Origin of the sequence: Streptomyces botrytidirepellens, from assembly GCF_003721215.1 — a bacterium.
Classification (GTDB): domain Bacteria; phylum Actinomycetota; class Actinomycetes; order Streptomycetales; family Streptomycetaceae; genus Streptomyces; species Streptomyces himastatinicus.
The window spans coordinates 19,333-33,032 of sequence record NZ_RIBZ01000319.1; the positions used below are offsets into that span (position 1 = coordinate 19,333).

Here is a 13,700-nt window from a genome sequence, read left to right on the forward strand (position 1 = left end):
GTCGAAGCCGCGCCGCCGGGAGGCTCACCGCAACGGCTCCCGAGCCGACTCCCGAGCCGAGGAGAGACATGACGGACTTCACCCTGCTGCCCGACCTCGCCGCCCGCGCCCTCGGCGGCGGCGTCATCGCGGCCAACGACGAGTTCTTCGCCGAGAAGGAGAACCTGCTGCGCCCCGCGGCACCGGTCTTCCAGCCCCACACCTTCGGCCACAAGGGCCAGATCATGGACGGCTGGGAGACTCGCAGGCGCCGCCCCGAATTCGAGGACGGGGACCACGACTGGGCGATCGTCCGCCTCGGCACCCCCGGAGTGATCCACGGGGTCATCGTCGACACGGCCCACTTCACCGGCAACTACCCCGAACACTGCGCCCTGGAGGCGTGTGCGGTCGAGGGCCATCCCACGCCCGAGGAGATCGCGGGCGCCGCGTGGGTGCCCATCGTGCCGAAGAGCGCCCTGCGCGGCGACAGCGAGCACCGCTTCGCGGTGGACGTGGAGCAGCGCTTCACCCATGTCCGGCTCCGCATCTACCCCGACGGGGGCGTCGCGCGGCTGCGCGTCCACGGGCAGGTGGTGCCGGATCCGCGCTTCCTCACCGCCACGGCCTTCGACCTGGCCGCCGTGGAGAACGGCGGCCAGGTCGTCGACGCCAGCAACCGCTTCTACTCCCCGCCCAACAACGTCCTGGCCCCCGGGCTGCCCCGGGTCATGGGCGACGGCTGGGAGACCCGCAGGCGCCGCGACGACGGCAACGACTGGATCGTCGCACAGCTCGCCGCCCGCGGCCGCATCACCCACGCCACGATCGACACCTCGTACTTCATCGGCAACTCCCCCGGCTCGGCCCGGCTCCAGGGCATCGACGCCACCGCCGGGGACCTGGACGCCCCCGACGCGTGGTTCGACCTGCTGCCGCGCACCCGGTTGCAGCGCGACACCCCGCACCGCTTCCGGATCACCACCACCCAGCCGGTCACCCACGTCCGGCTGGACATCCACCCCGACGGCGGCCTGGCCCGCCTCCGGCTCTTCGGCGCCCCCACCCCGGACGGCCTCGCCGCGCTCGGGCTGCGCTGGTTCGACCTGATGCCGCCGGACCAGGCTTCGGCCGTCCTCACCGCCGAGTGCGGTGCCCCGGCGGACTGGGCGCGGGACTTCGCGACCGCGCGGCCCTTCTCCGACGAGTCCGGGCTGCACAAGGCGCTGGAGGGGACCGACCCGCTCGTCGCCGCCCGGGTACGCGGCCTGCTGGGCGTGAACCCGGCCTGAGCCGGGGCGGGTTCACCAGGTCACGGGCAGTTCGTAGACGCCGTAGACCGAGCCGTCGTGCTTGAAGAGGACCTTCTCCAGATCGGTGGCCAGCCGGAGGGTGGGGATACGGCGGTAGAGCGTGCTGTAGACGACCTGAAGCTCCATCCGGGCCAGCGGCTGGCCAAGGCACTGGTGCACCCCGAAGCCGAACGCCACATGGCGGCGGGCGTCGCGCCGGAGGTCCAGCCGGTCGGGGTCGGGGAACACCTCGGGGTCCCGGTTGGCGATGTCGTTGGCCAGGATGATCCCCTCCCCGGCCCGGATCACCCGGCCCGCGACCTCGATGTCCGCCAGCGCCACCCGGCGCCGCCCGCTGTGCGTGATGTTGAGGTAGCGCAGCAGCTCCTCCACCGCCGAGGCCACCAGCTTCGGATCGTCGCTCTCGCGCAGCAGGGCGAGCTGGCCGGGGTTCTCCAGCAGGGCGAGAGTGCCCAGCGCGATCATGTTCGCGGTCGTCTCGTGGCCCGCGAGCAGGAGCAGCACGCCCATCTGGGCCGCCTCCTCGCGGGTCATCTCGCCCCCGGTGATCCGCCTGGCGAGACCGGACAGCAGATCGTCCACGGGGTGGGCGATCTTCTCGCCCATCAGACCGTCCAGGTAGTCGAGCAGCGCTCCGTGGGCGGCCGACCGCTGCTCGGGCGTCACCTCACGGTTGATGAGGACCTTGCTGTTGTCCTGGAAGAAGTCGTGGTCGGCGTACGGCACTCCGAGCAGCTCGCAGATCACCAGCGAGGGCACCGGCAGGGCGAACGCCTGCACCAGGTCGACCGGCGTGGGACCGGCCAGCAGCTCGTCGATGAGGTCGTCCACGATCTTCTGCACGGCCGGGCGCATCGCCGCCACCCGCTTGATGGCGAACGGCGCCGTGACCATCCGCCGGAGCCGGGCGTGTTCGGGGTCGTCCATCAGGATGAAGCTGATGGCGGTGCCGCCCTTGGGCAGCGGGGCCTGACTCGGATATCCGGGCCGGGTGATGTCGGCGCTGACCCTCGGGTCGCCCAGCAGGGCCCGCTGCTCGGCGTGCCGGGTCACCAGCCACGGTGTGCTGCCGTCCCACAGCCGGACCCTCGCGAGCGGCCCCTCCTCCGTCGTCTCCCGCAGCGCGGGCGGCGGGTCGAACGGGCAGCCCGCCGCCCTGGCCATCGGAAACTCCGCAAGCGTCATGCGTCTTCCTTCCTGTGCTGTGTGACGGTCTGCTGTGTGACGGCACCGGCCACATCCCGTACGGCCCGCCCGCCACGGTCACCACCGCACCGGGAACGCCAGGTGGGCCTTGAGGTCGGCGGGGTGGCCGTGGTTCAGCACCTGTTCGCCGTCGTTGGTGACCACCGCGTTCTCCTCCGATCCGGGCGTCGTCCGGTGATCAGGCAACCCGATCCGGTACATTAAGTCAACCAGCTGATTTAAATTTGTCCCAGACGGAGGCCCCGCCATGTCCGACGCCCTGCCCAGACCCGCCACCGCCGGGGCCTCCGGCCCACCGCGGGCGAACACCGTCGTGGCGGTCCTGGCCTTCGCCGGGATCGTGGTCTCGCTGATGCAGACCCTGGTGATCCCGCTGATCCCCGAGCTCCCCAGCCTGCTGCACGCCTCCGCGGCGGACACCACCTGGGCCATCACCGCCACCCTGCTCGCGGCCGCCGTCGCGACACCGGTGATCGGGCGGCTGGGCGACATGTACGGCAAGCGGCGCATGCTCCTGATCAGCCTGGGCCTGCTGGTCGCCGGGTCGGCCGTCGGCGCCCTCAGCGACTCCCTGGCGCCCATGGTCGTCGGACGGACCCTCCAGGGCCTGGCGGCCGGGGTCATACCGCTCGGCATCAGCATCATGCGCGACGAACTGCCCGCGGAGCGGCTCGGCGCGGCGACCGCGCTGATGAGCGCCTCGCTCGGGGTCGGCGGCGCCCTGGGCCTGCCCGCCGCGGCGCTGCTGGCCGAACGCGCCGACTGGCACGTGCTGTTCTGGACCGCGGCCGGGTTCGGCGCGCTCGCCACCGTGCTCGTGGTCAAGCTCGTACCGGAGTCCGCGGTGCGCAGCGGCGGACGGTTCGACGTGGCGGGGGCGGCCGGTCTGTCGATCGCGCTGGTGTGCCTGCTGCTGGCGATCTCCAAGGGCGCCACCTGGGGCTGGACCAGCGGCCTCACCCTCGGGCTGTTCCTCGCCTCGGCGGTCACGCTGGCGCTGTGGGGCCGGTGGGAGCTGCGTACCGCGCGGCCGCTGGTGGACCTGCGCACCACCGCACGGCGTCAGGTGCTGCTCACCAACCTCGCCTCCGCCGTGTTCGGCTTCTCCATGTTCGCGATGTCCCTGCTGATGCCGCAGCTGCTCCAGCTGCCGGAGGCCACCGGTTACGGCCTCGGGGAGTCGATGCTGACCGTCGGCCTGGTCATGGCGCCGTCGGGGCTGGTGATGATGGCCATGGCGCCGCTGTCCGCGCGCATCTCCAAGAACCAGGGCCCCAAGGTGACGCTGATGCTCGGCGCCGTCGTGGTCGCCGCGGGCTACGGCCTCAACATCGCACTGATGTCCGCCATCTGGCACCTCGTCCTGGTCTCCTGCGTCATCGGGGCCGGGATCGGACTCGCCTACGGGGCCATGCCCGCGCTCGTCATGGCGGCCGTGCCGGTGACGGAGACGGCCGCGGCCAACAGCCTCAACACCCTGATGCGGTCCATCGGCACCTCGATCTCCAGCGCGGTGGCGGGCGTCGTCCTGGCCGAGATGACCACCACGCTCGGCTCCGTCGCCCTTCCCGCCCAGAACGGCTTCCGGGTGGTCATGGCCGTCGGCGCCGGAGCCGCCCTCCTCGCCTTCGTCCTCGCCTCCTTCCTCCCCCGGCCGCGCCCGGCCCCCGCCGCGGCGGCCGAGACCGCGACGGCCGTGCATGGGGCCTCGCGCACCGGGTAGACGGATGCCCGACCAGCCCGATGTCCGCAGTCTCATCACCCGAGGAGAGCCCCCATGCTGATGGCCCACCCCGCCGTGTTGCGCAATCTCATCGAGCAGTACGAGACCCTGCACGCCCTGCACGCCGACGTGGGCAGCCCGGAAGTCCGGCAGCGCATGGACGACGTGGCCTACACCCTGTGCGTGGCCACCGGGACCCGGGACGTGGACACCGCCCTGATCGCCGCCCGCCACCGGCTCCCCGGCGCCCGCGTCCAGGACGACTCCCTGCTGAGCACATGACGCCGGGCCGATGACGGCGTGCGCCGGGGGCCGTGGTGTCGGTCAGCGGCCCACGTCGTCCTCGGCGAGGACGCGGGCCATGGTGCGTTCCGCCAGGGCCGTGATCGTCACGAAGGGGTTGACGCCGATGGAGCCCGGGATGAGGGATCCGTCGGTCACGTAGAGCCGCGGGTAACCGGCGACCCGGCCGTACGCGTCGGTGGCGCGGCCCAGCACGCAGCCGCCCAGCGGGTGGTAGCAGAAGTCGGCGGCGAAGGCGCGGGTGTCGCCGAAGAGGTCATAGCGGTAGATGGTGACGTTGGCCGCGTTGACCCGGTCGAAGAGGGATTTCGCGGCGGCGACGGCCGGGGCGCTCTGCCCGGCCGTCCAGTTCAGTACGGCGGCGTCCTTGGCGGCGTCGTAGGTGAAGGTGCCCCGCTCGGGGTTCTTGGTGATCGCCAGATAGAGGCTGGCCCAGGTCTCGGTGCCGGCCGGGAGCGGGGCGATCTCGGCGAAGACCGGGTTGGCCGCGTTGGACCAGTCGTCGATGGCCGTCACCGGGATCGTGGACTGATGGGCCCCGGTGGGGTTCCAGACGTGGTTGGCGCGGCCCAGCATGACGTTGCCGTTGCCGCCCCACCCCCGGCCGACCTCCGCGTTCAGCCCGGGCAGTGTGCCGGTCTCGCGGGCGCGCAGCAGGAGTTCGGTCGTCCCGAGGCTGCCCGCGCCGAGGAAGAGGGCGCGGCAGGCGATCTCGTCCGTCGCGGTGACCGCGCCGGTGGTGTCGATGCGGTCGACGGTGACGGTGTACGTGCCGTCGGCCGCCCGCCGTATCGCCCGGGCGCGGCTGAGCGTGTGGATGGTGACGTTGCCGGTGCCGAGGGCGGCCGCGAGGTAGGTCTTGTCGAGGCTGCGCTTGCCGTGGTTGTTGCCGTAGATGACCTCCTGGGCGAGCGCGGACTTGGTAGCGGTCCCGGCGGCCTCGCGCTGCATGTAGCCGAAGTCGTAGACGCTGGGCACGAAGACGGTCTTCAGCCCCGCCGCGCTCGCCTGGGCGCGGGCGACCCGGGCGTACTGGTACCACTCCGTGCTCTCGAACCAGTCGGAGGGGATGGTGGCGGTGCCGAGCATGCGGTTGGCGCGCGGGAAGTACGTGCCGTACATCGCGTCCGCGTCGACGCCCGGCAGCACCTCCTGGAAGTACGCGCGGGGCGGGGTGACCGCGATACCGCCGTTGACCAGCGATCCGCCGCCGACCCCGCGCCCGACGTAGACGGACATGTTCGAGTGCCGCACCCGGTCCAGGACACCGGGGTAGGGGGTGATGTCCTTGTTGATGACGTCCAGCCACAGGAACGTGGACAGCGGCGCCTCGGTCCTGCGCTTGAACCACATGGAGCGCTGGTCGGGGGCGGTCATCGAGCAGAACACCGTCCCGCCCGAGTCCGGCGCCTCCCACAGCCGCCCCATCTCGATGACGAGGGTCCGGATGCCCGCCTCGCCCAGCCGGAGCGCGGCGACCGCCGCGCCGTAGCCGGATCCGATGACGAGGGCGGGGGTGTTGTCGGCGCTCTGCGCGGCGGCTGCCGGGGTGAGGCCGATTCTGGTGAGGCCGAGGGCGGCGGCCGTCTGGAGGGCCGCCAGCCCTAAAAAGTGACGACGCGTCAGTTTTCCTTCCATGGCCGCATCATGGGCGGAATGAGCCACTCCGCCCATCCTGCGTGCACATGGTCTTTTGAGGCTACGTCAGTTCCTTTTCCAGCGCCTCGGGCGACCGCTTCCGCCGCACCTCGCGCACCAGGGCGACAGCGAGCACCACGGCCGCGGCGAGCAGCGACAGAACCATCTGCTCACGGCCGGTGGCATCGGTGAACATGTAGCCCACCACGAAGACGATCATGCCGATGGTGACCCAGGTCAGATACGGGTACGCCCACATCTTCACCGTCAGCCGCTCCGGCGACTCGCGCTCCAGGATCCTGCGCATCCGCAGCTGGGAGAAACAGATCACCAGCCAGACGAAGAGCGCCACCGCACCCGAGGAGTTCAGCAGGAACTGGAACACCGTGTCGGGGTAGGCGTAGTTGAAGAACACCGCGACGAAACCGAAGACGACCGAGGCGAGGATCGCCGTGGCCGGCACGCCGCGCTCGGTGGTGCGGCTGAAGCTCTTCGGCGCGTCCCCGCGGCCGCCGAGCGAGAACGCCATCCGGGAGGCCGTGTACAGGCCGGAGTTGAGACAGGAGAGCACGGCGGTCAGCACGACCACGTCCATCACCTGACCGGCGTGGGCGATGCCGATGTGGTCCAGCACCGCCACGTACGGGCTCTTCTTCACCTCGGGGGAGTTCCACGGCAGCAGGGTCACCACGATGAGGATCGAACCGAGGTAGAAGACCGCGATCCGCCAGATCACACTGTTGGTGGCGCGGGCGACGGCCTTGCGCGGATTGGCGGACTCCCCCGCCGCGAGCGTGACGATCTCACTGCCCATGAAGGAGAACACGACCATCAGCACCCCGGTGAGCACGGCACCGGGGCCGTTCGGCAGGAAGCCGCCATGACCGGTCAGATTCGCGGTGCCGATCGCGCCGTCGGAGGCACCCGGCAGCAGACCGAACATCGCCAGCCCGCCGATCACGATGAACGCGGCGATCGCGACCACCTTGATCCCCGCGAACCAGAACTCGAACTCCCCGTAGGAGCCCACCGAGAACAGGTTCGTCGCGGTCAGCACCACCATGACGATGAGGGCCCAGCCCCACTGGGGCACCGCGGGTATCCATCCGGTGAGGATGTCGGCGCCCGCGGTGGCCTCCACCGCCAGCACCACGACCCAGAAGAACCAGTACAGCCAACCGATCGTGAACCCCGCCCAGCGGCCGAGCGCCCGGTCCGCGTACGACGAGAACGAACCGGAGACCGGATCGGCGGCGGCCATCTCGCCGAGCATCCGCATCACCAGCACGACCAGGGTGCCCACCAGGGCGTACGAGAGCAGAATGGCGGGCCCCGCCGCGGCGATCCCCGCACCGGAGCCGACGAACAGCCCGGCCCCGATCACGCCACCGATGGCGATCATGGACAGATGGCGGTTCTTCAGCCCGGCCTTCAGGCCGTCGTCGTTACCGGAGCCGGTGCCCCCCGCGGCACCGGGCGGGGACACCCCGGGCGGCGACTCGGCGCCACCGGGGGCGCGGGCGTCCGTGGTGATCGGCTTCTGGGCGCTCATGATCGTTCCTCGTCTCTGATGACGGCGGGAGCCGGCACGCACGGACGCACCCTGTGGGGGGCGCACGGAAGGCGTCACCGGCAGTGAGCCGTGTCCCCGATCGGTGACACGAAAAGGGGCCCCGAGCAGGACCGAAGCCCGGTGAAGGCAGGTGTGGGGCGGGTTGCGGTTCAGTGGAATCTAGGTGTCCCGCCAGACCCCGGCCATCGACAGACGTCACGCATCGAGCCCCCCGGTTTCATACAGATGTAATAAAGCGAGGCCGTGTTCACGCAGGGCGGCACAGCCACCACGGTGGGAATTCGGATGACGGGCCCCGCCCGGCCCCGTATCAAGAGGGCATGGACACGACGAATGATTCCCGGGGAGCCGGACGGCGCCCCGGGGTCCTGCGACAACGGGACTGACCTTCGTGGTCTCGGCGGTGTGCCTGCTGATGATCCGGGTCCGGGAGCCCGCTCCGTCGGCCCCCGACGCGACGGCCACCCTGCGCCGACGCATCGGCGAGGGACTGCGCTTCGTCCGCCATGACCCCTATCTGCGGCCGATGGTGACGTACGGGGCCGTGCTCAACATGGCGCTGATGGGATACCAGGCGGTGCAGATCGTGTTCCTGGTCCGCACGGTGGGAGTGTCCGAGGCGACGGTCGGTGTCCTGATCATGACGGGCAGCCTCGGCGGCATCCTCGGCGCCCTGATGGCCACGGCCACCGGCCGCCGCTTCGGATCCGCCCGCGGGATGCTCGTCCTCCAGGCGGCCACCAGCCCGTTCGCGCTGCTGATGCCGCTGGCCACGCCCGGCGCCGGGCTGCTGCTCTTCGCGGTCGGCGCGTTCATGGTGGGGACGGGCGTCGCGGTGTGCAACGTGGTGGTGGGCAGCTTCCGGCAGCGCTACTGCCCGCCCGAGCTGCTGGGCCGGGTGGTCGCGACGACGATGATGCTCAACCACAGCACCATTCCGCTCGGTTCGCTGCTCGGCGGACTCCTCGGCGACGCCCTCGGGCTGCGCCCCACCATGTGGATCATGACGGGGGCGGTGGCGTCCTGCTGGCTGACCCTCGCGCTCGGCCCGATGCGGCGGCGCCGCGATCTGCCGCCCGCGTACGAGGCGGGGCCAGTGCCCGTGCCGGACAGCACCGGTCGTATGGGCGCCGTCGACCCATCGGGCTGAGGGGAGGCGCGCTCCGGCCCTTGGGGGCATGGGCCGCTTGGCACACTATTTATCTCATCCTACGTATCCCGGCCGCGGTCACCGCCGCCCAGGTGCTGGGAGAGCACGGTGGCCAGCTCGACGCTGTGCAGATAGCCGTAGCCCTGGGTGCGGACGGTGTCCAGCCCCAGTCCGGCGCACTGGATGTTCACCGAGACCCCCTCGAAGCGCTCCGTCAGATCGCGCGGAACGGCCAGCGGATCGTCGGTGCCCGCGAGGTTCACCCAGCGCCGTACGCCCGGGGGGCGGTGGCCCCGGCCGTCGACGGGGGCGGGTTCCAGTCGGTTGAAGACCAGGTCCAGGCCGAGCGGGGCGCCCAGGGTCACCAGCAGGTCCACCGGGAGGTCCGGCCGTTCCCAGAGCGCCTCGTAGGCGACCAGGCCGCCCAGGGAGTGGGCGATGACCACGTCCGGCAGCCGGGCGGCGATGGCCTCGGCGACGATGTGGCGTGCCTGGGCCCGCTGCGCGGGGTCGTTCAGGTAGGTGGACAGCTCCCTCCCCATGCCGGGCAGCAGGGTGTTCGGCATGGCGATGGCCCGGGTGAGGGCGTCCGCGAGGCGGCGGAGCCGTCCGCGGCCGTTGCCGCCGTTGCCGCCATTCCCGCTATCGATTTTCTCGGCCGTGGTGCGCAAGGTGCCGCCGTAGTGGGCGATGTGTATGTCGAAGGGGGTCGGGGGCCCGGTGTGGCCGACCCGCTCCACGCCGTCGCGCAGGGCCAGGAGCCATTGGCGCGACAGCTCCGTGGCGCTGTGCTGACCGTGGCCGAAACCATGGACGCCCAGCACCCGGGGGACGGCGGTGAACGGCTCACCGGCAGGGGTGCGGTCGTCCAGATGCCAGGCCCGGGGGGCGCCCTTCTCGTTCACCGCGACCGCGAGCGGGCGCCCGTCGGCGCTCGTGGTGGCGGTGAACGCCTCGATGGGGCCCAGGCCTTCGGGCATGCGGATTTCCAGGTGCGCCGAACCGGTCAGCGGCCACACGGTGCAGTGCTGCCGGGAGCTGCGCATCAGCGCCCGTTGGCCTCGCCAGTCGACGAACCGCAGCTGCGGAAGGGGCTGGGACGGCCCCTGCGCGACGGGCACCGTCCGGGGCACTTCGCCCGGGGCCACGGAGGCGCGCATCAGCAGCGGGGTGCCCGATCCCATGAAGTAGAGCGCCGGTCCACGCCCGGCCTCGGCGGCCATCGCCGCCACCGGGCCCGGGCAGGACCCCAGGGTGACCGGCTCCGACCACAGCCGCCGGGGCGGCGGCTCGCACGCCGGGCCGATGCCCTGCACCTGCCGAATCTGCGCCGCGACGGACGGGGCCGCCAGGCGGTAGAGCGTCCGGCTCCGGGCGTCGGTGACGGATTCGAGCAGCCCGCGTACGGGGGCCAGGGCCTCCCGTACCTCGTACAGCGAGAGCGGTCCGCAGCGCCGCTGGATCTCGATGTCCGTCAGCGCCTCGTCCCCGGCCGCCGCCAGCGTGGTGAGGACCGGCACGGTCCAGGGGTTACGGGCGTCCGCGAGCAGCAGGGCCACGACGTCGGCGCTGGTGCGGGGCACACCGGAACCCGCCCAGCGCGCCTCCTCGGGGTCCTCCAGGGCGTCGCCGCGGGAGGCGATGAAGCCGGTGTAGGCGCGGGCGATGAGGACCTGTTCGGCGACGGGGCTCCGTTCGACGAGCGCCGTGGCGGCGGCCTCACCGAACGCCTCGCGTACGGGGGCGGCGGAGGCGGCGCGGTAGGCGGGGGCGGTCGACAACGCGCGGTCGCACATCTCGCGCAGGGTGCGGTGCTGAAGGTCGGGGGAAGCGGTGAGCGTGATGCGGGTGTACTGGGCAACGCTGCGCAGCAGCCGGTCCATGGGACGGCCCGGGCGGGTGGCGACCACCAGTCGGCAGCTCCCGGATGCGAGGAGCGGGCGCAGCAGTCCGGCCACGACGGTCTCGGGGTACCGCGCCTCGTCCAGGGCGTCGATCACGATGACGGGCGGGGTCGTGAGGAGCCGGAGCCGTGCGATCAGTTGGTCGGGCGTGCCCGGAACCCGTTCTCCGGGCACGGTGATCTCTTGCCCGAGGACCCGCGCCAGCTCCGTCTCGTCGCGGCCACGGGCGGAGACGGCCAGCGGGGTGGGGCGGCCGGGGCGGCGCCGCATCCGCGTGGCCAGCGCGGCCAGCAGGGTCGTCTTGCCGCTCCAGGGCTCGCCGGTGACCAGGGCCAGCCCGCCCGCGGACGGGTGGTCGATCCACTGCGCCAGTTGCCGGAAGGCCGGTGTCTCGGGTGGCTCCGCCGGGTCCTGGTCGAGGAGGGGGGACAGGGGCGGGGCGTAGTGGGGGTTGGGCAGGAAGTCGTCGTTGTCCCGCAGCGACAGCACGACGCTGTTCGAGGTGCGGCCTTCGGTCAGTTCGTGGGCGAGGGCCAGCACGTCCCCGAAGGAGATGAACTGCTCGTAGCGGGAGTGCCGTCCCGCCCCGGCCGCGATGTGGCGCAGCGCCTCGGCGAGCGCGAGGGTGAGGTCCCAGGCGGGGGCCCGCTCGGGCGGCCCGGACATGAGGACGGCCTCGAAGCCGAAGACCGGGACGACGGCGCTCTGCACGGCCGGGCAGTCGTCCACGATCATCAGGCGCCGCCCCTGCGACGCTTCGGCGGGCAGTGTCCTGAACAGCGTCTCGCTGTCCGCCGACTGGCCCGCCACATGGACGATCAGGGCGTCCGCGTCGCCGAGTACGGCCGCGGTCTCCTCGACCGTACGCCGGAACTCCCGTGCCGAGACGTCCATGGCGACCCGGGTCCGGCAGCGGAACTCCTCGAATGCCCGGGCGAGTTGGTGGCAGGCGGGTTCCAGCGAGGGGTCGGCGGCGGCGCCGAAGCCGAAGCTGAGCAGGAAGGGCCGCCCCGCCCGCCGGGGAACCCCGGCGGGGGCCGCGCCGCCGACGGCCACTTCGGCGGACTCCAGGACCCGGCCGCGGACGACGCCTTCGGTGTCGCCGGTGAACAGCTGGGACCGGCCGCCGTCGGTCAGCAGCGCCAGCGCGCTCACGCGCTCGGTCACCGGGACGGTGGGCAGGAAGGTGGCGCCGCTGTCGAGGTCCAACAGGTTGATCCCGTCCGGGCCGAGGACCGCCACGACCCGCTGGCCCATGACGTCGTGACAGGCCAGCACCGGCGGGTGCGCGGTGCCGCCCGGCCGGACATCGCGCCGCCAGACGTCCACCCGCAGGTCGGGCGCCTCGGCCACGGCGGCGCCGAGGTCGGTGGCGGCGAGCGTGCCGTCGATGGACAGCGTCACGGCGAGGCTGCGGCCGGAGGCCGTGGTGGCGCAGGCGAGGGCGGTGATGCCCAAGGAACCCCGGTGGGTGGCGAGCCTGCCGTGGCCGGTGGCCACGTCCCAGAGCCACAGCTCGCTGCCGGACGTCGTCACGACCACGTCGCGGCCGCCCACCCGGGCGCACTCCACGCACACGGTTCCCTCGACCGCTCCCCCGCCCCCGGCCGGGTGGCGGCCGCGCAGCGCCGCGTGGATCGCCTCGGCGTACGGGGCGAGTTCGCCGCCCAGACCACCCAGCACCGACGCGGCCACGCTGGCGAACGCGCGGCCGCCGGTCAGTGCGAGCGGGCCCGTGGGGTCGGCGGCCAGCACCCGGAAGTCGAGGGAGCCGCCGAAGGGCGCGGCGAGCGCCTCGGGGGCCCGGATGAGGGTGGTGAGCACCTGGTAGGCGCGGGTGCGGGTGAGCCCGGCGGCCAGTTCGTCGCGTACGCCGTCGCGGAACGCGTACACCACCTGGTCCGGGTCCTCCCCGCGGCGACGGTCCGTGGTGCGCACCAGCAGGTCGGAGAGGAACACCTCGGCGAGGTGGGCCGGGCCGGTGGCGGGCAGCAGGTGCTGCTGGAGCCAGCGCATCAGCGGCAGGGTGAGCGGGGCGGCGGACAGCAGGAACGCCAGGTTCAGCGCGCCCGGCGTGGCCCAGGTGCGGAACTCCTCGACCAGTTCCGGGGCCGCGGTGTGGTCCGGGAGGCGGCCCGCCGCGTCGGCGGCGGCCTCGGGGCGGCCGTGCCAGGGCTCCCGGCCGAGGTCGACGGCCGTGCCGGGCCGCCAGGTGGTACGGCTGCCGGACAGTGCCTGGGCCCAGGGGCGCAGCCACTCGGGGTCGAGGGTGACCAGCGGCGCCAGGTCGGTGGCACCCGCGGAGCCCGCTGAGGGGCCGACGGGGCCGACGGGGCGTACGGTCAGCCGGGCGGGGCCGGTGGCACGCAGGGCGGCGCGCACCGGGGGCAGCCAGGTGCGGTGCCATAAGTCGGGCGGCAGCATCTGCACGAAGGCCAGCGGCGACCGGCGCGCCCATTCCCGTACGGTCGCGGTCATGGCGGGGGTGCCCCACAGCGCGCCGACCCCGTCGGTGAGGACGAGGATCAGCCGTCGGCCGGAGGGGTCGTGCAGCTCGGCGGGGTTACGGCCCTCCGCGGCCGGGTCGGCGCGGTCCTCACCGGCGGTGCCGTAGCGGAGGACGAGGGCGGGGTCGTCGGCGTCGAACCGCCACACGCGGACGTCCCGGAAGGCGCCGTGTCCCTCGACGAGTTCGCGGAAGTCGTCCACGGTACGGCGCCACACCGACATCGACACGCTGTCGTCCACCACCAGCGCCAGCTCCAGCCACCGTTCGCTGGCGTGGCGCAGGGCGGGGACCGGGCGGCGGGCGCGGGCGGAGCGGTCGGCGGTCAGCGGCTCGTCCAGGATGCGCCGCCCGGGGGCCCGGACCCGCCGCTTGAGCGGGCGCAGCGCGCGGGCCAGCTCCAGC

9 protein-coding genes are annotated in these 13,700 nt (G+C 72.7%); 4 read left to right on the plus strand and 5 right to left on the minus strand.

Annotated features, from left to right (window positions below; genetic code table 11):
* Positions 1 to 68: 68 nt before the first annotated feature.
* The gene (alc, locus tag EEJ42_RS27885) at positions 69 to 1,271 is read left to right on the plus strand and encodes an allantoicase (RefSeq protein WP_123104150.1); all 1,203 of its coding nucleotides are present in this window, start codon (positions 69 to 71) and stop codon (positions 1,269 to 1,271) included.
* A gap of 12 nt (positions 1,272 to 1,283) precedes the next feature.
* On the opposite strand, the gene EEJ42_RS27890 is transcribed toward alc, so the two are convergent.
* Entirely contained in the window at positions 1,284 to 2,477 is a 1,194-nt protein-coding gene (locus EEJ42_RS27890) for a cytochrome P450 (protein ID WP_123104152.1), read from the minus strand.
* A 78-nt stretch (positions 2,478 to 2,555) separates the two neighbouring features.
* Positions 2,556 to 2,684, minus strand: coding sequence for a hypothetical protein (locus tag EEJ42_RS53920; protein WP_281291519.1), 129 nt, complete (start codon positions 2,682 to 2,684; stop codon positions 2,556 to 2,558).
* 61 nt (positions 2,685 to 2,745) lie between these two features.
* On the opposite strand from EEJ42_RS53920, the gene EEJ42_RS27895 reads away from it, so the two are divergent.
* Together EEJ42_RS27895 and EEJ42_RS27900 are read left to right on the plus strand one after the other, a co-directional pair.
* On the plus strand, positions 2,746 to 4,221 hold the full coding sequence (locus tag EEJ42_RS27895; protein ID WP_123104154.1) for an MFS transporter: 1,476 nt from the start codon (positions 2,746 to 2,748) through the stop codon (positions 4,219 to 4,221).
* A 54-nt stretch (positions 4,222 to 4,275) separates the two neighbouring features.
* A complete protein-coding gene (locus EEJ42_RS27900; protein ID WP_123104156.1) occupies positions 4,276 to 4,503 on the plus strand; it encodes a DUF5133 domain-containing protein in 228 nt (75 codons plus the stop codon).
* Between the two features lie 42 nt (positions 4,504 to 4,545).
* On the opposite strand, the gene EEJ42_RS27905 is transcribed toward EEJ42_RS27900, so the two are convergent.
* Together EEJ42_RS27905 and EEJ42_RS27910 are read right to left on the minus strand one after the other, a co-directional pair.
* Positions 4,546 to 6,162 (minus strand): GMC oxidoreductase, encoded by a 1,617-nt coding sequence (locus EEJ42_RS27905; protein WP_123104158.1) that lies wholly within the window; start codon positions 6,160 to 6,162, stop codon positions 4,546 to 4,548.
* A 61-nt stretch (positions 6,163 to 6,223) separates the two neighbouring features.
* A complete protein-coding gene (locus EEJ42_RS27910) occupies positions 6,224 to 7,714 on the minus strand; it encodes an amino acid permease (RefSeq protein WP_123104160.1) in 1,491 nt (496 codons plus the stop codon).
* 412 nt (positions 7,715 to 8,126) lie between these two features.
* On the opposite strand from EEJ42_RS27910, the gene EEJ42_RS27915 reads away from it, so the two are divergent.
* On the plus strand, positions 8,127 to 8,885 hold the full coding sequence (locus EEJ42_RS27915) for an MFS transporter (protein ID WP_246097434.1): 759 nt from the start codon (positions 8,127 to 8,129) through the stop codon (positions 8,883 to 8,885).
* A gap of 59 nt (positions 8,886 to 8,944) precedes the next feature.
* Here EEJ42_RS27915 and EEJ42_RS27920 read toward each other — a convergent pair.
* Positions 8,945 to 13,700: ATP-binding protein (locus EEJ42_RS27920; protein WP_148082042.1), on the minus strand; the 4,756-nt coding region annotated here is incomplete at its 5' end.